Origin of the sequence: Citrobacter sp. Cpo100, from assembly GCF_030332595.1 — a bacterium.
In the GTDB taxonomy this organism is placed as follows: domain Bacteria; phylum Pseudomonadota; class Gammaproteobacteria; order Enterobacterales; family Enterobacteriaceae; genus Citrobacter; species Citrobacter portucalensis.
Genome location: NZ_JAOWHM010000022.1, coordinates 44155 through 68766, shown reverse-complemented (window position 1 = coordinate 68766; position 24612 = coordinate 44155). Strand labels below are relative to the sequence as shown.

Below are 24612 nucleotides of genomic sequence, written 5' to 3'. Positions count from 1 at the left end.
CGACTTACCCGCACAAAATAGAATTGTGCTGTATAAACGTCCAGTTTAAAAGGAATTTCCTGCGAGGCACTACGCAAAATAAAAAGGCCGAACGCGTCGGCCTTTTTGAATAGAAGGGAGAATTACAGTAAACGACGCGCGGCTTCTACCACAATTTTCACCGCGTGACTTTCCGTTTGTTTCATCGTTTCCGCATTAGGGATCTCTTGCTGAGTACGGTTCACGATAACACCCGCGACCATACCGGCACGCAGACCCTGGCTTGCGCACATGGTCAGCAGCGTAGCAGATTCCATTTCGTAGTTCATAACGCCCATAGACTGCCACTCTTCCATTGAGCCTTTGAAACGACTCACGACGCGACCAGAGAAGGTGTCATAACGCTCCTGGCCTGGGTAGAAGGTGTCAGAAGACGCAGTAACACCCACGTGAGTGGTGGCGCCGATAGATTTCGCCGCTTCCACCAGCGCGGTGGTGCACTCGAAGTCCGCAACGGCCGGGAATTCCATTGGTGCGAAGTGCAGGCTTGCACCGTCCAGACGAACAGATGCAGTGGTAACCAGCACATCACCCACGTTGATATGCGGCTGGATAGCGCCAGTCGTACCGATACGCAGGAAGGTACGAATGCCCAGCTGTGCCAGTTCTTCTACGGCAATAGAGGTGGACGGGCCGCCGATACCGGTAGAGCAAACGATCACGGCTTTACCATCCAGCTCAGCACGCCAGGTGGTGAACTCGCGATGAGATGCCAGCTTAACCGGCTTATCCATCAGCGCGGCGATCTTTTCCACACGTTCCGGGTCGCCAGGGACGATAGCAAGCGTAGCCCCTTGTAAATCGTTCTTAGTGAGGCCGAGATGAAAAACATCAGACTTAGACATAAAAACTCCTCTGTGAATCGGTTTTGTCAGAAGAAGCAAAAACACACTTTACCGAAGGCATAAACATATTTTCGTGACAGTCATCACTATGATGTAAATCAATTGCATTCGATTACCATTAAATAGTGATCTTTATCACATAAATGATGCGATATAAGTAAGCCCTGCACAAAAGATAGCCCGTTTAAGGCAATGTGGTTCGTTGCATGTGTCTATAGTTAACAATGCGCTTTTTTGCTGAATATTTAAGGGTACGGAGAATACCATGACAACACGACAATCTGGCTTTGCACCTGCTGTATCTCCACCGACGTCTACCACGGTTCACACCCCGGATAATGCAATTATCGCCGGTGTAACGTCCATACCTTCACAAGGCGATGATATGCCAGCGTATCACGCACGACCAAAACAGACTGATGGCCTGCTGCCCGTAGTTATTGTCGTGCAGGAGATTTTTGGTATTCATGAGCACATTCGTGACGTTTGCCGTCGTCTGGCTCTGGAAGGGTATCTGGCTATCGCACCAGAACTCTATTTTCGCGAAGGCGATCCCAATGACTTTGCCGATATCCCTACGCTGCTTAGTGGCCTTGTCGCCAAAGTGCCTGACTCTCAGGTACTGGCCGATCTGGACCACGTCGCTAGCTGGGCCTCCCGCAACGGAGGAGATGCGCACCAGTTGATGATCACCGGATTTTGCTGGGGTGGACGCATCACCTGGCTGTATGCCGCACATAATCCGCAGTTAAAAGCGGCCGTAGCGTGGTATGGCAAATTGGTGGGTGACAAAACCCTCAACTCGCCAAAACATCCCGTTGATATCGCAACCGATCTTAACGCCCCCGTTTTGGGGCTTTATGGCGGCCAGGACACCAGCATTCCGCAAGATACCGTTGAAACAATGCGCCAGGCGCTACGCGCCGCCAATGCTAAAGCGGAAATCGTGGTCTATCCCGATGCCGGACATGCGTTCAACGCCGATTATCGCCCGAGCTATCACGAAGAGTCCGCGAAAGACGGTTGGCAGAGAATGCTGGAGTGGTTCGTGCAATACGGTGGGAAGAAATAAACGTTAATTGCCCGGTGGTGGCGACGCCTTACCGGGCCTACAACTATTGCGATTTCCTGTAACCCGGGTAAGCGCAAGCGCTTCCCGGGCAATGAATTACGCCTGACGCAGATTCTGCGCCGCTTTGACCATGTTCGCCAGCGCAGCACGGGTTTCCGGCCAGCCGCGGGTTTTCAGGCCGCAGTCCGGGTTCACCCACAGACGTTCTGCTGGAATGCGCTGCTCGGCTTTCTTCAACAGGGCTTCAATCCACTCCACGCTCGGAACGTTCGGCGAGTGAATATCGTATACGCCCGGCCCGATTTCGTTCGGATAGTCGAACTCTTCAAACGATTCCAGCAACTCCATATCAGAGCGCGAGGTTTCGATGGTGATCACGTCCGCATCCAGCGCCGCAATGGAGTCCATGATGTCGTTGAACTCGCAATAACACATGTGGGTGTGGATCTGGGTTTCATCCTTCGCTACCGCCGCGTTAATGCGGAAGGCTTCCACGCCCCACTCCAGATACGCCGCCCAGTCGCTGCGACGTAGTGGTAAACCTTCGCGCAGTGCCGGTTCATCAATCTGGATGATGCCGATACCCGCCGCTTCCAGATCCGCCACTTCATCACGCAGCGCCAGCGCGATCTGCTTCGCGATGGTTTCACGCGTCACGTCTTCACGCGGGAATGACCAGCAGAGAATGGTCACCGGACCGGTCAGCATGCCTTTTACCGGTTTGTCGGTCAGCGACTGGGCATATTTCGCCCACTCCACGGTGATCGCTTCCGGGCGGCTGACGTCGCCAATCACCACCGGCGGCTTCACGCAGCGAGAGCCGTAGCTCTGCACCCAACCGTTCTGGGTAAAGACGAAACCGTCCAGATGCTCGCCAAAGTATTCAACCATGTCATTACGCTCGGCTTCACCGTGTACCAGCACGTCGAGACCCAGACGTTCCTGTTCAACAATCGCCTGTTTAATATGTTCCGCAATTCCGGTGCGATAGTTACCGGCATCCAGGTTGCCCTTTTTGAAATCCAGGCGCAGGCCGCGAATTTCTGTGGTTTGCGGGAATGAACCGATAGTCGTAGTCGGCCATGCCGGCAGATTAAAGCGGGCACGTTGCGCCTCGGCACGAACCGGGTAAGCGTTAGCGCGCTGGCTGTCCTGGGCGGTGATTGCCGCCAGACGTTTTTCCACTGCGGCGTTGTGTACGCGGGTAGAGTGACGACGAGCCTGAATCGGTGCACTCCACTCGACAATTGCCGCCGTATCTCCGCTATTCAATGCATCGCGCAGCAGCGCCAGCTCGCCGCATTTTTGCAGGGCGAAGGCAAACCAGCTCTTCACTTCTGCATCAAGGCGGGTTTCAACACTGAGATCGATTGGGCTGTGCAGCAGGGAGCAGGAAGAAGCCACCCACAGGTTACGTTTCCCGACGATATCTTTGATTTGTGCGTATTTTTCGCTGAGATCGGCACGCCAGACGTTGCGGCCGTTCACCAGCCCCGCTGACAGCAGCCAGTCGGCTGGCAGACGCGTGTGCAGCTCGGCTGCATCATCTTTGCCGTGCACGAAGTCAACGTGCAGCCCCTGTACCGGCAGGGCGGTAATGGTATCCAGGTTTGGCGTTACGCCTTCGAAGTAGGTGGTCAGTAGCAACTTCACCTGACCCGTCAGCGCGTCATAAGCAGGTTTGAAGGCGTCCAGCCACGCTTGCGGCAATTCCAGTACCAGCGCGGGTTCGTCAATCTGCACCCACTCAATACCGCGTTTCGCCAGCTCGGCCAGTACCTGCTGGTAAACCGGCAGAATGTCGTTCAACAGGCTCAGGCGATCAAACTGTTCGCCTTTCACTTTACCCAACCACAGGTAGGTTACCGGCCCCAGCAGCACAGGCTTCACCTTGTGACCGAGCGCCAGCGCTTCGTCCACTTCATCCAGCAGTTGGGTCCAGGTCAGTTTGAACTGCTGACCTTTAGTGAACTCTGGCACCATGTAGTGATAGTTGGTGTTAAACCATTTGGTCATTTCTGCCGCCGCCGCGGGTTCACCCGTTGGTGCGCGGCCACGGCCAATGCGGAATAAGGTATCGATATCGACCGAGCCGTCTTTATTTTGATGGCGAGCCGGAACGTTGCCGAGCAGTAGGCTGGTAGTCAGCACGTGATCGTACCAGGCAAAATCACCCACCGGCAGCAGGTCAACGCCCGCCTGCTTCTGCTGATCCCAGTGGCGGGCACGCAGCTCGCGGCCAACGGTCAGCAAATCTTCACGGGAAGAATTTCCCGCCCAGTAGCTTTCTTGCGCTTTCTTCAACTCGCGACGCAGGCCAACGCGAGGGAAACCGAGGGTGTGATTCAATATTGTCATTTTTCTTCCTCTAATTATATGTAAATCCTATGGATTTTGAATTTAGGGAAGGCGGCAAGCTTACTCATCCCCAGGAGCTTACTGAAGTAAGTGACTGGGGTGGGGAAACGAAGCCAACGCACCATAAATTTAAAAGACGAAGGATTTTAGCCGTCCAGATGTTTACACATCCATAATTGGCGGTTACTGTATATTCCTCAAGCGCAATTTGTTCATGCCGAAGTGAAGGACTTTCATGATCGAGATTAAACACCTGAAAACGCTCCAGGCGTTGCGGAATAGTGGTTCTCTGGCAGCCGCAGCGGCGACGTTGCATCAGACCCAATCCGCCCTTTCTCACCAGTTCAGCGATCTGGAGCAGCGCCTTGGCTTTCGACTTTTTATCCGTAAAAGCCAGCCTCTGCGCTTTACGCCGCAGGGAGAAATCCTGCTGCAGTTAGCCAATCAGGTGTTGCCGCAAATTGGTCGTGCGCTGCAGGCCTGCAACGAACCGCAGCAAACCCGGCTGCGAATCGCGATTGAATGTCACAGTTGTATTCAATGGCTGACGCCCGCGCTGGAGAATTTTCGTGCCAACTGGCCGCAGGTGGAGATGGACTTTAAATCCGGCGTGACGTTCGATCCGCAACCAGCGCTACAGCAGGATGAGCTGGATCTGGTGTTAACCTCCGACATCCTGCCGCGCAGCGGATTGCACTACTCACCGATGTTTGATTTTGAAGTCCGCCTGGTACTGGCGCCTGACCATCCGTTGGCCAGCAAAACACAAATCACACCGGAAGATTTGGCCAGCGAGACGCTGCTCATTTACCCGGTACAGCGGACTCGACTGGATGTATGGCGGCATTTCCTGCAGCCTGCAGGCGTTAGTCCGTCGCTGAAAAGCGTGGATAACACCTTGCTGCTGATTCAGATGGTTGCAGCCAGAATGGGTATCGCGGCATTACCGCACTGGGTGGTGGAGAGTTTTGAACGCCAGGGCCTGGTAGTGACCAAAACCCTGGGTGATGGATTGTGGAGCCGACTGTACGCCGCCGTGCGTGATGGCGAGCAGCGACAGCCGGTCACAGAAGCGTTTATTCGCTCAGCGCGGAATCACGCCTGCGATCACCTACCGTTTGTACGGAGTGCGGAACGACCCACTTTCGATGTACCCACAGTGAAGCCACTATCACAGCCGCACCAATGATGAAGCTTGGCCAGTGAGGTTGTTGATGCCAGATAGCCAGGTTAACCAGCAGTCCGGCAGGGACATGCATATTGTTCATGATGCCCAGCGTGCCCGCATCCACCTGGGTCGCGCCGTAGTTCCACATAAAGTAACCAATGCCGGACGCCGCCACGCCAAGAAAGACCAGAATTCCCCACTGTAGCGTGGTTGCAGGCATTTTCTGCGCATTGCCCAGCATGAACCAGGCCACGACAGCCACCATAAAGGCGCCCATATAAAACCAGGCAAAGGCGTTGTGCTGCGGCATTGGCCGTGTTTCCATCAGACGTTTATAACCCACCATACCAATGGCAAAGCTGATATTGGACAACTGCACCAACAGCAGACCGGTCCAGAAGTGGCTGGTCACCTGATCGTAACGAATGATCCCCGCGCCAATCACCGCCAGTAACGCACTAAAGGCGTAACTCCAGCGCAGACGACGTCCGCTCATCAGATCATAAATCAGCGTAATGTAGAGCGGCGTCAGCACGGTAAAGAGCAGCAGTTCTGAAACCGTCAGGTACAGATAGGCGTGAAAACTCAGCATGTACATAATGCCAAGCTGCATGGCACCCACCAGCATATACAGCCCGATCGTTTTTACGCTGTACCCACGAGTACGTAGAAACGGCAGGAACACCAGCGCCGCCAGCCCAACGCGCACCAGCACCGCAAAATAGCTATCGACATGACCGGCAAGGTACTCGCCAAACAGGCTAAAGGAAAAGGCCCACAGAATTGTGGTAATGATGAGTAACGCCACAATGGATGTCTCTTAACAAAAGGTACACCCATTGTAGCGAAGTTTTTAGTTGACAACTGGTCAACTAACGAACAGAAGGTTACTGCAAAAACAGTTCACGCAGATAGTGTGGCACGGCATCGTCGGCATTAAGACCAATGACTTCCAGTTCCGGGTGCAGATCCTTCAGGCGCTGGTGGGCATTGCCCATGATGCAGCCTTTGCCTGCCATTGAGAGCATTTCCGCATCGTTCATCCCGTCGCCAAAGGCGATGCAGTCTTTCAGGCTGTAGCCCATCGCTTTTGCTACCGCTTCCAGCGCATGACCTTTCGATACGCCGCCAGCCATGACTTCCAGACAGGTAAGCGTAGAGAAGCTGACGTTGACGCGATCGCCCCAGCGGGCGTTAATCGCCTGCTCCAACGGCAGTAGCCTTTCGTGAGAGTCGGTGGTGAAGAACACTTTGCTGACGCCCTCAGGCTCCAGTAATGCAGGTTCAAACAGTGAATAGTTAAACACCGCTTCTTTGAAGAAACGCATTTCGTCCGGACGATGGCGATTCATAAACCACTCATCATCACGATATACGTTGGTCACGATGTCCGGGTTTGCATTCACTACGCCAAACAGGTCGCTGGCAATATCGCGATCCAGGTTATGGGAAAACACCAGATTCCCGTCAGAATCATGCACGCGCGCGCCGTTGGACGTGATCATGTAGGTTTTAATGCCGAGGTTATCGCGAATTTGCCCCACATCAACATGATGACGGCCAGTCGCAAACACGAAGTTAACGCCGCGAGCGGTCAATAACTTCAGCGTCTCTTTGGCATAAGGGGACAGAGTATGGTCGGGAGAAAGCAGCGTACCGTCTAAATCAGACGCAACAACCTGATACATAAGAAAATTCAACCTCTAGGCAAAGCGGGTTCCGCTGGATGAGTTATGCTTGTCGAAAAATTCGACAATAGCGTTAAGCGCGACTGAACGCATGGCGTCCTTTTCAAAAAGGATCTCATGGTACGCGCCTTTGATGACAAGCGGCTGACCCCCTTCTACAGGATGGCCCGCTGCGGCGCGGAGTTCACAAAAACGATCGTGCATGCGGTTATCTACCACACGCTCTTCTTCAGCCTGAATCAGCAGCGTCGGCGTCGCATCATCTCCGGCGCCAGCCAAAACCTGTTCGCCAGCCAGAATCCCTTCACGTACCCAGTGATAGGTGGGGCCGCCAACGCGCAACCGCGGCTCATCAGCATAAAAGCGTAGATTGCGCCGATAGCGCTGTCGACTATGGGTTAACGCATTCATACCGAACGGCAGCGCCCGCCAGCGCCCGGTTCCCATCGCATAGCCTTCGCGGATCCGCGGATGCCCTTCGGCCCAGTCCAGTATATGGCGCACCATCCAGTCGGGAAAGCGCATCACAATACCAAACATCGGAGCGCAAAGCGCGATGGCATCACACTGATTCGGGTGGCGCTGCAGGAATAACGTGGCAATCGCCCCGCCCATTGAATGCGCCAGGATATAGCGTTTTCTCCACGGGCCGGGTAGCACTTCCTGCTGCCAGAAGGCGGTTAGATCGTCGACATAATCATTAAAGTTATCGACATGACCGCGATGCGGATCCGAAAGCATACGCCCGGAACGCCCCTGGCCACGGTGATCGATAATGAGAACGTCAAAACCAGAATGAAACAGGTCATACGCCAGTTCAGCGTATTTCACGTAACTTTCAATGCGTCCAGGACAGACGACGATGACGCGATCGTTTTTTTCTGCATGAAAACGAACAAAATGTACGGGAATATCATCCACGCCCGTAAATTCCGCTTCTTCCCGCTGACGCCAGAAATCTGTCAGTGGCCCCATGGAAAAAGCAGCAAACGCGTTTTCTCTTGTTTCCCAGTCTTTTTGCTGCTGAAACATCGGGTATCCAGCCTCGCTGACCAAGTAAAATCGTTTTTTTCGCCGTCACTGACACAACCTAACGGCAGTAGCGTATTGTGGCATAAAAATAGACAATCCGGGAGTTTCTCATGACCTTTGAATGGTGGTTCGCCTACCTGCTGACCTCTATTATTTTGAGCTTGTCCCCAGGCTCTGGCGCAATCAATACCATGACCACCGCCATCAGCCACGGATATCGCGGTGCCAGCGCGTCGATTGCGGGTTTGCAGACCGGGTTGGGTATTCATATCGTTCTGGTTGGCGTAGGACTGGGAACGCTATTTTCACGTTCGGTGATCGCATTTGAGGTGCTGAAGTGGGCGGGAGCGGCCTATCTGATTTGGCTGGGTATTCAACAATGGCGGGCGGCGGGTGCTATCGATCTGAATACCATGGCGAATACGCAATCGCGCAGCCGGCTGTTCAAACGCGCGGTCTTTGTTAATCTGACCAATCCTAAGAGCATAGTTTTCCTTGCCGCTCTGTTCCCGCAGTTTATCCTGCCGCAAGAACCGCAGTTGATGCAGTACGTGGTGCTTGGCGTCACGACCATCGTGGTCGATATCATTGTGATGATCGGTTACGCGACGTTGGCCACGCGCATTGCTGGCTGGATTAAAGGACCAAAGCAAATGAAGGCGCTGAACAAAGTGTTTGGTTCGCTATTTATGCTGATAGGCGCCCTGCTGGCATCGGCAAGGCATGCGTGATGTGAGTGCCGGATGGCGCTAGCGCTTATCCGGCCTGCTGGTAAATTAGCGCGAAATAATCAGATGGATACCAAAGCCTGCGAACAGCGCACCGGCAAAACCATCAATCCACTTCGCCAGACGCTGATAGCCACGACGCATTTTCGGGAGCGCAAACAGGCTGGCGACCACGGTAAACCACGCCAGCGTTTCCACGATAATCAGAGCAAAGATCCCCCAGCGCGCGCCCGTTCCCACGTTGTCGCCAACGAACAATGAGAAGACGGAGCCAAAATAGATAATGGCTTTAGGGTTCGCCAGGTTGGTCAGCAGACCTTTCAAAAAGCTGCGTCCGCTCTGCGCCAGCTCCACCTGCGGAGTGGGCGCTGCAACATCCTGTTTTTTAAACGCGCCGCGCAGCATCTGATAACCCATCCAGCACAGATACAGCCCCCCGCCGACCATAATAATGGTATGCAGCCAGGCCATTTTTTCGATAATCAGATGCAGGCCGAGCAGTGCCACGCCAGCCCAGACCATGACGCCGCAGGTAATGCCCAGCACGCCCATCATAGCTTCTTTGCGCGAACGGCTAACCGCAGTTTGAGAAACAAAAAAGAAATCGGGACCGGGGCTCATCAGCGCAACGATATGCACCAACGCAACGGTGAAAAATAGCGTTAACATAAAAATGACTCGCGGGGGAATAGTTCAGTGAGTCACCATCCTGGCACTTTTTTGCCCGGCTGACTACTCTTCGTCGTCACCATCAACGTGTGCGCGAATAAGCGCCATAAACTCTTTACCGAAACGCTCCAGTTTACGCATCCCCACACCGTTTACGCTTAGCATTTCACTCGGTGAAACCGGCATCTGCTCTGCCATTTCAATCAGCGTGGCGTCGTTGAACACCACGTACGGCGGAATGTTCTCTTCGTCGGCAATGGCTTTACGCAGCTTACGCAATTTGGCGAACAGTTTGCGGTCGTAGTTACCACCGAAGGATTTCTGCATCGCACGCGGTTTCAGCGCCACAATACGTGGTACAGCAAGCTGTAACGCAACGTCACCGCGCAACACCGGACGCGCGGCTTCGGTTAGCTGTAACGCGGAGTGATGAGCAATATTCTGCGTCACCAGGCCCAGGTGAATAAGCTGGCGAATAACGCTCACCCAGTGTTCGTGGCTTTGCTCGCGACCAATGCCATAGACCGGCAGTTTGTCATGAGCCAGTTCGCGAATACGCTGGTTATTCGCTCCGCGCAGAACTTCCACGACGTACCCCATGCCGAAGCGTTGGTTAACACGGTAAATCGTCGACAGCGCTTTGCGCGCATCCATAAGTCCGTCGTACTGTTTTGGCGGGTCGAGACAGATATCGCAGTTGCCACACGGCTCCTGGCGCCCTTCGCCAAAATAGTTCAGCAGCACCAGACGACGACAGGTTTGTGCCTCGGCAAACGCCCCCATCGCATTGAGCTTATGACGCTCGATATCCAGTAGTTGCCCAGCGGGTTTCTCTTCGAGGCAACGGCGTAGCCATGCCATATCAGCCGGATCGTAAAACAGCATCGCTTCCGCCGGCAGGCCATCACGCCCGGCGCGGCCGGTTTCCTGGTAATAGGATTCGATGTTACGCGGAATATCGAAATGCACCACGAAGCGTACGTTAGGTTTGTTGATCCCCATACCGAACGCCACGGTCGCCACTACGATTTGCAGGTCATCACGCTGGAATTTCTCCTGCACCTCGGCGCGTACAGCATTTTCCAGCCCGGCATGATAAGCCCCGGCGCTGATGCCACGGCTTTGCAGACGCGCGGCGGTGTCTTCGACTTTGGCGCGACTGTTACAATAGATAATGCCAGACTTACCGCGCTGCTCTTGCACGTAGCGCATCAGTTGATCGAGCGGCTTAAACTTCTCCATCAGCATGTAGCGAATGTTTGGGCGGTCAAAGCTGCTGATCTGAATTAACGGATCGTTGAGTCCCAGCAGACGCACAATGTCCAGCCTGGTTGTCTCATCCGCGGTCGCGGTCAGCGCCACAAACGGCAGCGTCGGGAAACGCTGGCGCAGCTGGCCCAGCGCAGCGTACTCGGGGCGGAAATCATGCCCCCACTGCGAAATACAGTGCGCTTCATCAACCGCCAGCAGCACCGGATTCCAGTGCGCCAGATGCTCAAGGAAGTTATCCAGCATCAGGCGTTCGGGCGCAATATACAGTAAGCGAATCTGCCCGCTGCGACAGCCCGCCATCACCTCAAGCTGTTGTTCACGACTTTGAGTAGAATTCAGGCACGCCGCCGCCACGCCGTTGGCCAGCAGTTGATCGACCTGATCTTTCATCAGGGAAATCAGCGGGGAAACAACAACGGTGAGTCCGTTTAGCAATAATGCGGGAATTTGATAGCACAGGGATTTACCGCCGCCGGTCGGCATAACGACCAGGCAGTCGCGACCAGAGAGCACGGTATCAATGATTTCTTCCTGACCGGGGCGAAACTGTTGGTAGCCAAAGGTTTCCTGCAAAACCTGTTTAGCGCCCATTTCCAGATTCAACACTTCCGCCTGCGCCACATTAACCCCATTCGCCCGAAATAAAAACAGGCGCTATTTTCAGCGCCTGAGAGAGAAACTGCAATGATTAAAATACTCTCAATACTTATCAGAAGATATCGTTGAGCATCACGCCCACACCGACACGCGTCTGATTGAAGTTGTAGTCAATCAGCGATTCGCCGTAACCACTGTAGACCTGAGTATATAGACGCACATGTTTCGTGATGGGATAACTGGCCCCCAGCTCTGCGCCGCCGTAGCCGGTATTCCAGTTGTACTGGCCTTTCACGCTGATAACCGCGTCACCCAGGTGATACCCCATTTTCAGCTGATAGTAGCCCATGTATTTAGTGATATCAGGGTTATCGTCGGTGCTACCAATCACGTACCACGGCTTAACTTCCACCAGCCAGTTACCATTTTCAGCCATCAGACGGGTATAAAGACGGTTCCAGCTACGTGACGTGGGATCGGAACGGCCGTTGGAGTCATGGTTATAACCCATTTCGACATCACGAAGAGTCCAACCGGCAAAGCGATAGTCGGTGGCGAAACCGAGGAACAATTGCGGTTCGTAGTTGGTTTCGCGAAACGGTGAAGACTCTTCACTGTTCGAAAGCTGCCACCAGGACTTCTGGGTATAGGAACCGCCAAGTACCGAGTTTGGGCCTAATATCCCGCGCCAGAGCGGAAACGCCAGGCTTAACTGAAACTTAACTTCATCTTTGCGCGCATTTTCGGACCAGCTATAACTGCTGATCGCCTCTTTGTTCATGTCGCTGGTATTGGTGTAAATAAGATAGTTGGTATCATAAGGATAAAGCGTGAAAGGGTTGTCATGTTCCTGCAGCATATTGGCGATAATACTGCCACGAACCGCCGGTGCATCATGAATCTCTTTCACTGTCGCTTCCTGCGCATACGCGGTCAACGGCAGCATAATTGCTGGTAGTAACCATCCCAGAATCGCCCGCATCGGTAATGTTCTCCTGAACCAAAATATTGATGAATTGTATAATTATCTGGCAAGTATTCTACATACTTAGCTAGTTACTCGTTAGTTATCCCGTCCTAAAGTAGAAAACAACAAATAATAAGCATAATATCAACATTTCATTAACTACCGAGATGTAGGGATCGTATGTCTGCCGTACTTACTGCTGAGGAAGCGCTGAAGTTAGTGGGTGAAATGTTTGTCTATCATATGCCGTTTAACCGGGCGCTGGGACTGGAGCTCGAACGCTATGAGAAAGAATTTGCTCAATTAGCCTTTAATAACCAACCGATGATGGTCGGCAACTGGGCGCAAAGCATTCTGCATGGCGGCGTGATCGCCTCGGCGCTGGACGTCGCCGCCGGGCTGGTATGCGTTGGGAGTACGCTGACCCGCCATGAAACGATCAGCGAGGACGAACTGCGTCAGCGGATGTCACGCATGGGCACAATCGATTTGCGTGTTGATTATCTGCGCCCCGGAAGAGGGAACCGCTTTACCGCCACCAGTAGCCTGCTGCGGGCGGGTAATAAAGTCGCTGTTGCGCGTGTGGAATTGCATAACGAAGAACAGCTTTATATTGCCAGCGCAACCGCCACTTATATGGTGGGGTAAGTGCCTAAAAAAAGGTAAACTGCTGTTACATTTCTGCAATGAGTTTTCCCGATGGATGCTAAACAAACGCGGCAGGGCGTGCTACTCGCTCTTGCTGCTTATTTTATTTGGGGTATCGCTCCCGCCTACTTCAAGCTGATTTACTATGTTCCGGCGGATGAGATCCTGACGCACCGCGTCATCTGGTCATTTTTCTTTATGGTGGTACTGATAAGCATCAGCCGCCAGTGGTCAGGCGTCAAAACGCTGCTACAAACGCCAAAGAAGATCTTCCTGCTGGCGCTCTCTGCAGTGCTCATCGGCGGAAACTGGCTGCTGTTCATTTGGGCGGTCAATAATCACCATATGCTGGAAGCCAGCCTCGGCTATTTTATTAACCCACTGGTGAATATTGTGCTGGGAATGCTATTCCTCGGTGAGCGCTTTCGTCGCATGCAGTGGCTGGCGGTACTGTTAGCCGCCTGCGGCGTGCTGGTACAGCTGTGGACCTTCGGATCGCTGCCAATAATCGCGCTGGGACTGGCGTTCAGCTTTGCGTTCTATGGGCTGGTGCGCAAGAAGATTGCCGTCGAAGCACAAACCGGCATGCTGATCGAAACCCTGTGGCTTTTACCTGTCGCCGCCATCTATCTGTTTGGCATTGCGGACAGCTCAACCAGCCATATGGGGCAAAACCCCATGTCGCTCAACCTGCTGCTGATTGCCGCGGGTGTCGTGACCACCATTCCGCTGCTGTGCTTTACCGGCGCGGCAACCCGCCTGCGTCTGTCCACGCTGGGATTCTTCCAGTATATCGGGCCTACGCTGATGTTCCTGCTGGCCGTCACCTTCTATGGTGAAGTTCCGGGAACGGATAAAATGGTCACGTTTGCGTTTATCTGGGTGGCACTGGCGATTTTCGTGATGGATGCGATTTATACGCAACGACGGGTTCGTCGGAGCTAGGGGAGTGCCGGATGGCGCTTCGCTTATCCGGCCTACAAAAGCACATCGCCGTAGGCCGGATAAAGTACAGTGATTACAGCCAGTTCTTGCGCTTAAAGTACAGATACGGCGCCAGTCCCGCGAGCATCATAAAGACAATCGCGCCCGGGTAACCGAAGCTCCAGTGCAATTCCGGCATAAACTCAAAGTTCATCCCGTAGCTGGAAGCCACCAGCGTCGGCGGCAGGAATACCACAGAAACCACCGAGAAGATCTTGATGATGCGGTTCTGCTCGATGTTGATAAAGCCCATCGCCGCCTGCATCAGGAAGTTAACCTTCTGGAACAGCGATTCATTATGAGGCAGCAGGGATTCGATATCGCGCAGGATCTCACGCGCCTGCTCCAGCTGACTGCCCGGCAAACGCGCTTTACGTACCAGGAAGTTCAGTGCGCGCTGGGTATCCATCAGACACAAACGTACTTTCCAGCCGATATCTTCCAGTTCCGCCAACGTCGACAGCGCTTCGTCATACTCATCGCCCTGACGCCCTTCCATGATCACACGGCTGAGTTTTTCCAGGTCGCTGTAGATGTTTTCGATTTCATCTGCCAGCTGTTCAATTTTGGTTTCGAACAGGTCGAGCAACAGCTCGTAGGCGTTGCCATCCACCATCGCCTGGTTACGCGCACGCATGCGGTACAGGCGGAAAGCCGGCAGTTCGCGCTCGCGCAGAGTAAACAGGCGGCCTTCGCGAATTGTAAATGCGACGGTTGAGTTACCCGCGTGATCGTCGGCGTCTTCGTAAAAGAAGAAGGAGTGGATGTGCAGACCGTCTTCGTCTTCAAAAAAACGTGCGGATGCTTCGATGTCTTCCAGTTCAGGGCGCGTAGCCAGATTCTGGCCCAAGTCCTTTTGCACACGGTTTCGTTCTTCGTCATCGGGCTCGACTAAATCGACCCAAACCGAACTGGCCAGGTGCTCGATCTCGTCTGCCTCAAGGCGAGTTAAACGATTGTTTTCCAGTTGAAATGCGCTCAGCATGACCGGGACTCCCAATGCAAAAAATTATCGGACAGTTCGGAGGGCACACAGAAACAAATTGGGTTTCAGACCATTAAACAGCCTGACTCAGCGCGACAGGAAAAAACAGAAGGTCGCTGACAACCGCGAAGGCTATCAGCAAAAAGGGATAGCCTTAGGAGTTGATCCTGGATGACAGGATAATGAGCCAGTATCTACTGGGTGTGTCCAAGGCGAATGTCCTCTTAGCGTAATCGTGCGCGCATGTTACGCCAGCAAAATTTTGACGTCAACACGCAACGGATGGCGAAAAAGTAATAATTTCCCCTTATACAGAAAGGTTAGCAGAGGGGAATTATTTATCTATGATTTCAGAATATTAACCGACAGATAGCCGGATGGCGGCTTCGCCTTATCCGGCCTACAAATCAAAATATTACGTTCCGCGTAGGCCTGATAAGCGCAGCGACATCAGGCGATCATACCGTTTCCAGTCTGGCGTAGGCGGCAACCAGCCATTTGATCCCCTGCCCCTGGAACGCGACCTGCAAACGACTATGTTCGCCGCTTCCTTCCAGGTTGACGATGGTGCCCTCGCCAAATTTAGCGTGGCGCACGCGTTGGCCGAGCTTGTAGCCGGTATCATTTTCCGCCATTGGCGTACCCATCCGCTGATGGCTCACCGGGCGGCTGACCGTGGCGCGCAGGCGAACCTCTTCAACGCATGCTTCCGGCAGCTCGCCGATAAAGCGCGACGGACGATGGTAAACCTCTTTGCCGTACAGACGACGCGTTTCGGCGTAGGTCAGCGTCAGCTTTTGCATTGCGCGGGTCACGCCTACGTAAGCCAGGCGGCGCTCTTCTTCGAGGCGACCACCTTCGTCCAGCGACATCTGGCTGGGGAACATGCCTTCTTCCATCCCCACGATAAACACCTGCGGGAACTCCAGACCTTTCGCCGAGTGCAGCGTCATCAGCTGTACCGCGTCCTGCCAGGTATCCGCCTGCCCTTCGCCCGCTTCCAGCGCAGCGTGAGACAGGAACGCCTGCAGCGGCATTAAGTCTTCGTCTTCTTCGTTGTAGCTGAACTGGCGCGTTGCCGTCACCAGTTCGTCTAAGTTTTCGATACGCGTCTGGCCTTTCTCGCCTTTTTCCTGCTCGTACATCATGCGCAGGCCGGAGTCTTTAACCACCCGGTCAGTCTGCACGTGCAGCGGCATATCGGAGGTCTCCTGCGCCAGTGCGTCAATCAGCTCCATAAAGCGCTGTAAGGCGCTGGCGGCGCGACCCGCGAGGGCTTTTTCCTGCAACAGCTCACGACAGGCCTGCCACAACGTTAGCTGGCGGTCACGGGAGGTCTGACGCACCACATCCAAAGTACGATCGCCAATCCCGCGGGTGGGCGTATTCACCACGCGCTCAAATGCGGCGTCGTCATTGCGGTTGGCGATCAGACGCAGGTAGGAAAGTGCATCTTTGATTTCCTGGCGTTCGAAGAAGCGCATCCCGCCATAAATCCGATACGGCATGCTGGCCTGTAACAACGCCTCTTCCAGTACGCGCGACTGGGCGTTGCTGCGATAAAGAATAGCGCATTGCTCCAGCGCACCACCGTTGTCCTGCCAGGTCTTGATACGATTGACCACAAAGCGCGCTTCATCGAGTTCGTTGAACGCGCAGTACAGCGAGATCGGTTCGCCGTCGACGCCATCGGTCCACAGCTTTTTACCCAGACGCCCGTTGTTGTTTTCAATCAGGGCGTTGGCCGCGCTGAGGATATTGTTAGTCGAGCGGTAGTTCTGCTCCAGGCGAATAGTTTCTGCGCCGGGGAAATCCGTAAGGAAGCGCTGGATGTTCTCCACCTGAGCTCCGCGCCAGCCGTAGATCGACTGATCGTCATCGCCGACGATCATTACCTTGCCGGTATCGCCCGCCAGCAGGCGGATCCACGCGTACTGAATGTTGTTGGTATCCTGAAATTCGTCCACCAGGATATTGGTAAAACGTTCGCGGTAGTGCTGCAGGATATGCGGTTTGTTGAGCCACAGCTCGTGGGCGCGCAGCAGCAGCTCGGCGAAATCCACCAGCCCAGCGCGGTCACACGCTTCCTGGTAAGCCTGATACACTTTCTGCCAGGTTTGCTCAACCGGGTTGCCGTAGCTTTGCAGATGATGCGGACGCAGCCCTTCGTCTTTCTGGCTGTTGATGAACCACATCGCCTGACGCGGTGGCCACTGCTTCTCATCAAGGTTCATCGCCTTGATCAGACGCTTGAGCAAACGCAGTTGGTCTTCACTATCGAGGATCTGAAAATCCTGCGGCAGGTTCGCATCCATATGGTGCGCGCGCAGCAGGCGGTGGGCCAGACCGTGGAATGTCCCCACCCACATACCGCCCTGGCTGGTTCCCATGATCTGGCCGATACGGTGGCGCATTTCCGCCGCCGCTTTGTTGGTGAAGGTCACCGCCATAATGGAGTACGGCGAGTTATTCTCAACCGTCAGTAACCAGGCGATACGGTGCACCAGCACGCGCGTTTTACCACTCCCCGCGCCTGCCAGAACCAGCATGTTGCTGCGTGGCGCGGCCACCGCTTCACGCTGTTTATCATTAAGGCTGTCGAGCAGGTAAGAAACGTCCATTGGCACCGCCGCGTAAAAGTAGGTAAGGCGGATTAGCGTAGCGCCATCCGCCAAAAAGCTGGGTATATATACAGAGTTCTGCTGGTGATTATATCAGCGAGGTCAGAGATGCCAACTGTGAAATTTCGATATGCGGAAGCAAACGACTGTCTGCGGTTTGCATCAGGTCGGCATTTTCCGGTTTGATCCAGCAGGCCTGCATACCACAACGGATGGCGCCCGCGACGTCCGTCGTCAGGTCATCACCCACGTGCAGAATCTCACCCACAGGCATTTTCAGTTTTTCCGCCGCCAAGGTGTACATGTCGCTAAAGGGTTTTGATCGCCCGTCGGGACCGGCGCGCAGCACAAACTCAAAGTAATCACCCAGCCCAAACAGTTCCGGCTGCGCGTTACCGTTGGTGATCGCCACCAGCGGCCATTTGCGGGCCAGCGCCTTCAGCGTGTCATGCGTCGTCTGCGGGACTTCAATGCGGCTACGCCATTTGGCAAAATTCATCATCGCCGCATTCGCCCCCATTCTGGCTTCTGCCGCTGACAACCCCGCCTCCAGCATAGCGCGCTCTACGGCACGGTGACGCCATTGGGTAACATCGTGGTAGATTTCCGGCTCGGCGTCGCGAACGGCCTGACGTAAGCGCTGTAGGTCGCTATTTTGCAGCGAATTCAACGCCGGATGGTAATTCTGTACAAACGCGAGCGCTTCCTGCTCGGTGCGTGTGATAACGGGACGGTTATCGTAAAGGGTGTCATCAAGGTCAAAGGTGAGCGCAGAAATGCGCCCCAAAGGCCGGTAAAAACGCATTATTTCCCCCGTTTGGCGCGCGGATGCGCCGCATCGTACACTGAAGCCAGGTGTTGAAAATCAAGATGGGTATAGATTTGAGTCGTGGAGAGATTGGCATGACCCAATAACTCCTGCACTCCGCGCAGATCGCCGCTCGACTCCAGCATATGCGTCGCAAAGGAGTGACGCAATTTGTGGGGATGTACGTGGCTGTTCAGCCCCTGCTTGATACCCCATTCAGCAAAGCGTTTCTGCACATTACGCGCCGAGATGCGTTTGCCCAATTTGGACAGAAATAGCGCATCGTCATCGCTGCCAAATAGCCCGCGTAGATCCAGCCAGTGCTCAATCCACGCCACCGCGTTGCGGCCAATCGGCAGGCGACGCTCTTTACTGCCCTTACCCATCACCCACACTTCGCCGGTGTCGAGGTCAAGATGTTTAATATCCAGCCCAACCAACTCAGATAAACGCAGACCCGCGCCGTACATCACTTCCAGCATTGCTCTATCGCGCACGGCAAGGGGATCGTTGAGATCGATATCCAGCAGACGATTAACATCGTCGACATCGATATTTTTAGGGAGATGACGCGGTGCTTTCGGCGCGGAAACGCTTTTTGCCGGATTAGCTTTCAGCTCGCCCTGATTAACCAGCCAGTCGAAGAAACTGCGTAACGCAGAGAGACGCAGCGCCAGACTCGCCGGCCCCAGTCCTTTACGACGGCTGCGAACAGAAAAACTACGTACCATCGCAGCATCACATTGTTGCCAGCTTTGCAGACCGGTCTCTCCGGCTAACGCAATGATGGCATCAAGCTGACGCTGATAATTAAGCAATGTGACCGGGCTAAGCTGACGCTCAACGCCCAGATAGCGCAAAAAGCGCGCCACATCCTGAGAAAGGGGTGAATCGGTCATACGCGTTCAATCCAGCGCTCCAGCAGTTCCGGCAACATCAGCGAGATTTCCTGCAGCAATTGCGTGCCTTGCCCCTGCTGGTAATGATTAACGTCACGGCTGCTAAACAGCATCACGCCCAGAGAGCCATCTTGCCCGAGCATCGACATCGCCACCGAGCCTATGGCTTTCGCCTCCGGCATCATGACCAGCAATTCCGGACCATTGAGCGGCCCAAGATAGTGCTGTGACTGACCCAGACGCTGGATACGCAGCGGTTCAAAAGCCTGACGGCTTAATGCCAGATGGGTGAATTTTGATGGCGCGCCAAGTCGCCAGCGATCCGGGAACAGACGAACCGTCGCTCCGGCCAGCCCTAACTCACGCGCCCAGCGATGAAATCGCATCAGCATGTCGTCAAGACTGCTGGCCGACACCAGCCGTCCTTGCAGATTTAACAGACGATAGAACAGGCTTTCATTGGCGTTGGCTTGTTCCATCAACAACGCCATGTTCTCTTCCAGCACGTTAATATGATTACGTGCCCGCGCCATATGCCATTCCACTAAAGAGACCGTGCCCCGCACTGGGTGCGGAACTCGCATCGCTTCAACGGCCTGGGCATTACGGATAAAAAACTCAGGATTACGTTGCAGGTAATCGACGACCGCCCGGTCGTCCAGCTCCATGAGCGTTTCCTGTAGTTCTTCCCCTGGTTGCTTCATAAGTGAATAAATCCGTCGTAGACATGTGCCGCCGGGCCAGTCATATACAGCGGATGACCCGGACCTTTCCAGGCGATATCAAGTCGACCGCCCGGTAATTCCACCCTCACTTCTTCTGCCAGCAGACCCTGCTGGATACCGACCGCAACGGCAGCGCACGCACCGCTGCCGCAGGCCTGCGTTTCACCCGCGCCGCGCTCATAGACGCGCAGTCGGATATGCTCGCGTTTTACCACCTGCATAAATCCGATATTGGCGCGTTCAGGGAAGCGTTCGTGGCTTTCCAGAACCGGTCCCAGTGTTTCTACCGTGGCCGTATCAACATCATCAACCTGAATCACGCAGTGCGGGTTCCCCATTGAAACCACGCCGCACAATACTGTCTGTTCAGCCGCGCGCATAATATAGGTCTTCTCTGCTTTGTTAGCGCGAAAAGGAACCTGCGAGGGTTCAAAATTGGGTTCGCCCATATTCACCCGCACCAGCTCGTCGTCGGTTACGGTTAATACCATACGACCATTCGCGGTACTGACGCGAATATCACGTTTATTGGTCAGCCCTTTCAGGCGAACAAAACGGGCAAAACAGCGGGCGCCATTGCCACACTGTGACACTTCACTGCCGTCGGCATTAAAAATACGGTAGTGGAAATCCAGCTCCGGATCATACGGAGGCTCAACCACCAGCAGTTGATCAAATCCAACGCCGAGATGTCTGTCGGCCAGGCGGCGGATCAGCTCTGGTGAGAAAAAGACATTCTGCGTTACCGCGTCGACGACCATAAAATCGTTGCCAAGGCCATGCATTTTAGAGAATTGCATCATTCACTCCGTTCACGCGGGTACAGAAATGTAAAATCTATTCCTGCCGTTAGTAATTCACCTGAGAAGGCCCATCACTAATCCCACGATCGTTTTTCTCAGGCGTGGTGGATTGCGATTGCGGCTGAACGCTCTTGGTCGGAGGCGGCGCGGTTTTATCAGCTGGCGGGAAATAGAGCGGGCCTTTTAACCCACAGCCCGTCAGGCTGAACAGAGTAAAAATGACAGCGAGTGGCTTTAACACGTTTTTCATTATGGATTGCCTGTAAAGTTCATGCTTTCTGTTTTCTATCATCGCAGGAGAAGGCGTAAAAGCAAGAGTTTGGCTAAAAACTGCATCGCGATTTATTCCACGTTATACTGCGGGCATCACGAAAAATAGGATAAGAAAATGAACGACAGTGAATTTCATCGCCTTGCTGACACCCTTTGGATGACCATTGAAGAACGTCTGGATGACTGGGATGGCGACAGCGATATCGATTGTGAGATCAACGGCGGCGTGCTGACCATCAGCTTCGAAAACGGCAGCAAAATTATCATTAACCGTCAGGAGCCGCTCCACCAGGTGTGGCTGGCGACCAAACAGGGCGGCTACCACTTTGACCTGAAAGGCGACGAATGGATCTGCGACCGAAGCGGCGAAACGTTCTGGGATCTGTTGGAACAAGCGGCAACGCAGCAGGCGGGTGAAGAGGTGAGCTTCCGCTAAGCTTTAGTGCCGGATGCGCTTCGCTTATCCGGCCTACTTTGGCCCGGTAAGCGTCGCGCCACCGGGTAAGTTAACTCACGAGAAATACTGCTGTAACAGCGGCGTGTCGTTGTCCTGACTGGCTGGCGGAACAGCGCTAATCGGCTGGGTGCGGAACGGAATCACCTGCGCGCGCCCGTCGGTTTTCACAATCTGATAGAACTGCGGCAGGTTAAAGTTGATGAAGCTGGAGCCGTAGGTAAAACGATCGTGCGACGATGAGTAGAAACGGCTGACGTCGCGTACCAACTCCTCTTTGCTACCTTCGCAGTGGTGATACACCTCGGCCCGATTGCTTTCGTCCAGAATGTAGATATTAAAGCCCTGCTCATCACCCGTTTCTTCGAAAAAGAACTGAATAATCCCTTCGCTGGCAAAACCGTCGACCACCGACGGCAGTTTCACATGGTTGGTCTCAACCTGGACGGAAAGCCCGTGCAGTTTGTTATGTGAAATCGCGCCATAGAATTCAATTGCGTTTTCCAGCTTCTGTACCGAAACGTTCAGGCGCTCGAAGAACAGTCCCCACGTCTGCCCGGAAACGCGCAGCGCTTTGAAGCGTCCGGTTTCCTGACGAGTGCTGGAGAGGCGTAATTCGATACACTCAGACACCAGTTGCTGCACGCGGGTGCGAATTAAACCGCGCAGATGCTGGCTATAGCAGAACACCTCGACGCTATCTGGCGGCGCGGCATCCTGGTGCATTTTGCCCAGAATCGTTTTTAACGCTTCAATCATCGCCTGCTCGCCGTTGAAGTGCAGCGTACGCACTTCATTCCACGAGTTGCGGTACAGCAGGTCGACGCTTCCCACCAGGCAATTTTGCTCTTCGCCAAAGCTGAAGACGTCCAGCTTACGGAAATCAAAATGTACCACCTGATTGCGAAACGCTGCCGTTGGGTCATATTCGAGGTTAACGATAATCGCCAGATGGCGAATTTCGCACGGGCTATACAGCGCTTTCGGCGTTGGCGCAGGCAGTCGCAGCGGGAAGTGGTGCGATACGTCGGCGACCATTTCCTGCAGCTTCGGCAAATCAACAATGCCGTTGCCCTTAATAAACAAATGCGTACGCGAGGTCAGCAGGCCATTGAACCAAGCCCACGCCACCAGCTTATTTAGATAGCGGTTATATTCCAGCGGCTGATGGCTGATGATCGAGTCCATGTTAGGCGCGCGGTTGTAGAGATACCAACCTGAACGGTTGGCACGACCCGGCGGTACATGGATAAAGGTCAGATTCGGTTCCGAGAGATCCGGAGATATCTGTGGGTTCACCAGCGTGACTTTACCCGGCAACGCTTCAAACGCGGCATACAGCTTACGGGTCAGCACGCCGATATCCTGCGGGCTGGCGCTGACGCTGAGGTTATTGCGCCGCGCAAAGCGGATCAGATTACGATAGCTCTGCATCATCGCATCGAGCAGTTCGTTATGCGCTTCGCGTACCTGGTCAATCTTCCAGTTAGCGCGGTTATCCAGCATGGTCAGACGGGCGTCATCCCAGCCCCACTCTTTCACTAACTGACTTAATACTTCACGACGCCAGCCCACGCAGGCGCGCTCACGGCTCAGTTTCTCACACACTTTTAAGTAGAAACATCGACGCACTAAATCCAGGCGCGTCGGATCTTCGATCGCCGTGAGGTACTCGGTAACGCGCTCCAGCATCATGCAGTAAGGATCGAGACCAAAAGAGACGATCTCGCCATCGTGCAGGCGCTGTTTTATATCTTTCGCCAACAGGCGCGGATTGGGGTATTCCCAGGAATAGGCTTCCAGCAGCAGCGTTTTCAGCACCGCCTTGTAAGGGGAGTCGATACTCTTGTACAGCTGCCACAGGCTGGCGCCAAAGTATTCTTCGGCGGAGAGCGAACTGAGTCCGCCGAGATCCAGCCATTCATTTGGCGTTAACACCCCCTGAGCGTAGAGCGTCATGACGTAATCGTCGTAATGCTCTTCTTCATCTCCCGGCACCATATTCCACAGAATACGTTTACCCGCGAGGCGCACAGCGGTGCGATAGAATTCATCAAGCAACAGGATATGCTGCGTCGAGCCACAGTCTTCGCCACCGAGACTGCCGCTTTCATTGTGACGGAAACGGTTTTCATCAATCAGGAAGAAGCTGACTTCCACGCCCAACGAGGCGGCCCAGCTTTCGAGCAGACTACATTTACGCTGCAGCAGCTGGCGCTCTTCGCTATCCAGCCAGGATTGATGGCAGACCCAGATATCAAGGTCAGAGGAACAGCTTTGCCCTACCGAAGAGGTGCTGCCCATTGAGTAAACGCCGGTGATCGGCAGTTCGCCCTTGGGAGGATCCTGCGGCGACATACCGCGGTACAGTTCCAGTTCGTTCAGGTAGTGGCGTTGGGTTTCATCAGGCGTGTAAAAGCATATGCCTTTGGGAACGTTACCATCGAGGTAACCCGGCATCAGCGGATGGTGGTAGTGCAATAATGTCGGCAGCAGACTGTATACCTGCTGGAAGGCAGGTCCCATGGCAGCAAGCGCGCGATCCACACGCAGTTGATTTATGGCATCCAGTCTCTGTTTCAGAGTCTCAATATAGAGGTACAAGACGTATCGCCTGATGTTGCTATCCGTCATGTTGTCGATTGCCGCGGCGCAAGCGCTCACAATAATCGCCATCAATTCGGATAAACCGTATGTCAAAAATAACCGTTACCTGTTTTTCGCCCATATTTTTTAATGCTGTTCAGCCGAAAAAATGGTCTAAAACGTGATCAATTTAACACCTTGCTCATTGACCGTAAAGAAAGATGCGCTACATACAAGTGTAGCACCGTTCGTTACGTGTAAATTCCTTCATACGGTCGGGAGGTTTCTCGTCATTATTCACTGCCAGTGATGATGCAGCGCCTTTTCCTCTCACTTACGTTTGAGCGTAACGCTGACATCCCTTTGATAAGGATGTTAGGATGGTCAATGA

At 54.0% G+C, this 24612-nt stretch carries 23 protein-coding genes; 6 read left to right on the top strand and 17 right to left on the bottom strand.

Features of this window, described 5'->3' with window-relative positions:
* Positions 1-122: 122 nt before the first annotated feature.
* Positions 123-884 (bottom strand): uridine phosphorylase, encoded by a 762-nt coding sequence (udp, locus tag OGX96_RS01100; RefSeq protein WP_003828923.1) that lies wholly within the window; start codon positions 882-884, stop codon positions 123-125.
* Positions 885-1149: 265 nt separating this feature from the next.
* Here udp and OGX96_RS01095 point away from each other — a divergent pair, with 265 nt between their 5' ends.
* Complete coding sequence (locus OGX96_RS01095) at positions 1150-1956, top strand: dienelactone hydrolase family protein (protein WP_003828924.1); 807 nt, start codon at positions 1150-1152, stop codon at positions 1954-1956.
* Positions 1957-2052: 96 nt separating this feature from the next.
* Here OGX96_RS01095 and metE read toward each other — a convergent pair whose 3' ends face one another.
* On the bottom strand, positions 2053-4314 hold the full coding sequence (metE, locus tag OGX96_RS01090) for a 5-methyltetrahydropteroyltriglutamate--homocysteine S-methyltransferase (protein WP_198803093.1): 2262 nt from the start codon (positions 4312-4314) through the stop codon (positions 2053-2055).
* A 235-nt stretch (positions 4315-4549) separates the two neighbouring features.
* On the opposite strand from metE, the gene metR reads away from it, so the two are divergent.
* Positions 4550-5503: an HTH-type transcriptional regulator MetR gene (gene metR, locus OGX96_RS01085; protein ID WP_071445972.1), complete on the top strand. Its 954-nt coding sequence runs from the start codon at positions 4550-4552 to the stop codon at positions 5501-5503.
* Here metR and OGX96_RS01080 read toward each other — a convergent pair.
* The 3 genes from OGX96_RS01080 to pldB form a co-directional block, all read right to left on the bottom strand.
* On the bottom strand, positions 5391-6290 hold the full coding sequence (locus OGX96_RS01080; RefSeq protein ID WP_198803095.1) for a carboxylate/amino acid/amine transporter: 900 nt from the start codon (positions 6288-6290) through the stop codon (positions 5391-5393). The two genes, metR and OGX96_RS01080, sit on opposite strands and share 113 nt — an antisense overlap.
* Before the next feature lie 79 nt (positions 6291-6369).
* Entirely contained in the window at positions 6370-7170 is an 801-nt protein-coding gene (gene yigL, locus OGX96_RS01075) for a sugar/pyridoxal phosphate phosphatase YigL (protein WP_008787091.1), read from the bottom strand.
* Between the two features lie 15 nt (positions 7171-7185).
* Positions 7186-8202: a lysophospholipase L2 gene (gene pldB / locus OGX96_RS01070; protein WP_003017911.1), complete on the bottom strand. Its 1017-nt coding sequence runs from the start codon at positions 8200-8202 to the stop codon at positions 7186-7188.
* A gap of 110 nt (positions 8203-8312) precedes the next feature.
* On the opposite strand from pldB, the gene rhtB reads away from it, so the two are divergent.
* The gene (gene rhtB, locus OGX96_RS01065; protein WP_003828938.1) at positions 8313-8933 is read left to right on the top strand and encodes a homoserine/homoserine lactone efflux protein; all 621 of its coding nucleotides are present in this window, start codon (positions 8313-8315) and stop codon (positions 8931-8933) included.
* A gap of 45 nt (positions 8934-8978) precedes the next feature.
* Here the strand turns inward: rhtB and rhtC are convergent, their stop codons facing one another.
* From rhtC to pldA, 3 genes are all read right to left on the bottom strand, one after another.
* Positions 8979-9599, bottom strand: a complete 621-nt coding sequence (gene rhtC, locus OGX96_RS01060) for a threonine export protein RhtC (protein WP_003828942.1) — start codon at positions 9597-9599, stop codon at positions 8979-8981.
* Positions 9600-9662: 63 nt separating this feature from the next.
* Positions 9663-11492 carry an ATP-dependent DNA helicase RecQ gene (gene recQ, locus OGX96_RS01055; protein WP_008787089.1) on the bottom strand — a complete coding sequence of 610 codons (1830 nt, stop codon included), beginning with the start codon at positions 11490-11492 and terminating at the stop codon, positions 9663-9665.
* A gap of 88 nt (positions 11493-11580) precedes the next feature.
* Positions 11581-12450 carry a phospholipase A gene (pldA, locus tag OGX96_RS01050; RefSeq protein WP_003828947.1) on the bottom strand — a complete coding sequence of 290 codons (870 nt, stop codon included), beginning with the start codon at positions 12448-12450 and terminating at the stop codon, positions 11581-11583.
* A gap of 165 nt (positions 12451-12615) precedes the next feature.
* Here pldA and yigI point away from each other — a divergent pair, with 165 nt between their 5' ends.
* On the top strand, positions 12616-13083 hold the full coding sequence (yigI, locus tag OGX96_RS01045) for an acyl-CoA thioesterase YigI (protein WP_003017917.1): 468 nt from the start codon (positions 12616-12618) through the stop codon (positions 13081-13083).
* 51 nt (positions 13084-13134) lie between these two features.
* Positions 13135-14028, top strand: a complete 894-nt coding sequence (gene rarD / locus OGX96_RS01040; RefSeq protein ID WP_286582025.1) for an EamA family transporter RarD — start codon at positions 13135-13137, stop codon at positions 14026-14028.
* A 73-nt stretch (positions 14029-14101) separates the two neighbouring features.
* Here rarD and corA read toward each other — a convergent pair whose 3' ends face one another.
* The 8 genes from corA to lptM form a co-directional block, all read right to left on the bottom strand.
* Positions 14102-15052 carry a magnesium/cobalt transporter CorA gene (gene corA / locus OGX96_RS01035; RefSeq protein ID WP_003017920.1) on the bottom strand — a complete coding sequence of 317 codons (951 nt, stop codon included), beginning with the start codon at positions 15050-15052 and terminating at the stop codon, positions 14102-14104.
* Between the two features lie 154 nt (positions 15053-15206).
* Entirely contained in the window at positions 15207-15263 is a 57-nt protein-coding gene (gene ysgD, locus OGX96_RS01030; RefSeq protein ID WP_212723238.1) for a YsgD/CorL family protein, read from the bottom strand.
* 247 nt (positions 15264-15510) lie between these two features.
* Positions 15511-17673, bottom strand: coding sequence for a DNA helicase II (gene uvrD / locus OGX96_RS01025; protein ID WP_198803097.1), 2163 nt, complete (start codon positions 17671-17673; stop codon positions 15511-15513).
* Between the two features lie 88 nt (positions 17674-17761).
* On the bottom strand, positions 17762-18478 hold the full coding sequence (gene yigB, locus OGX96_RS01020) for a 5-amino-6-(5-phospho-D-ribitylamino)uracil phosphatase YigB (RefSeq protein WP_032945701.1): 717 nt from the start codon (positions 18476-18478) through the stop codon (positions 17762-17764).
* Entirely contained in the window at positions 18478-19380 is a 903-nt protein-coding gene (gene xerC / locus OGX96_RS01015; protein ID WP_286582022.1) for a tyrosine recombinase XerC, read from the bottom strand. The genes yigB and xerC overlap by 1 nt, the downstream gene beginning before the upstream one ends.
* Positions 19377-20084: a DUF484 domain-containing protein gene (locus tag OGX96_RS01010; RefSeq protein ID WP_008787084.1), complete on the bottom strand. Its 708-nt coding sequence runs from the start codon at positions 20082-20084 to the stop codon at positions 19377-19379. The genes xerC and OGX96_RS01010 overlap by 4 nt, the downstream gene beginning before the upstream one ends.
* Positions 20081-20905, bottom strand: coding sequence for a diaminopimelate epimerase (gene dapF / locus OGX96_RS01005; RefSeq protein ID WP_003017933.1), 825 nt, complete (start codon positions 20903-20905; stop codon positions 20081-20083). The genes OGX96_RS01010 and dapF overlap by 4 nt, the downstream gene beginning before the upstream one ends.
* Before the next feature lie 49 nt (positions 20906-20954).
* On the bottom strand, positions 20955-21158 hold the full coding sequence (gene lptM, locus OGX96_RS01000; RefSeq protein ID WP_003017937.1) for an LPS translocon maturation chaperone LptM: 204 nt from the start codon (positions 21156-21158) through the stop codon (positions 20955-20957).
* Positions 21159-21296: 138 nt separating this feature from the next.
* Here lptM and cyaY point away from each other — a divergent pair, with 138 nt between their 5' ends.
* Complete coding sequence (gene cyaY, locus OGX96_RS00995; RefSeq protein ID WP_003828967.1) at positions 21297-21617, top strand: iron donor protein CyaY; 321 nt, start codon at positions 21297-21299, stop codon at positions 21615-21617.
* A gap of 75 nt (positions 21618-21692) precedes the next feature.
* Here cyaY and cyaA read toward each other — a convergent pair whose 3' ends face one another.
* Positions 21693-24239, bottom strand: a complete 2547-nt coding sequence (gene cyaA / locus OGX96_RS00990; RefSeq protein ID WP_032934207.1) for a class I adenylate cyclase — start codon at positions 24237-24239, stop codon at positions 21693-21695.
* Positions 24240-24612: the final 373 nt, after the last annotated feature.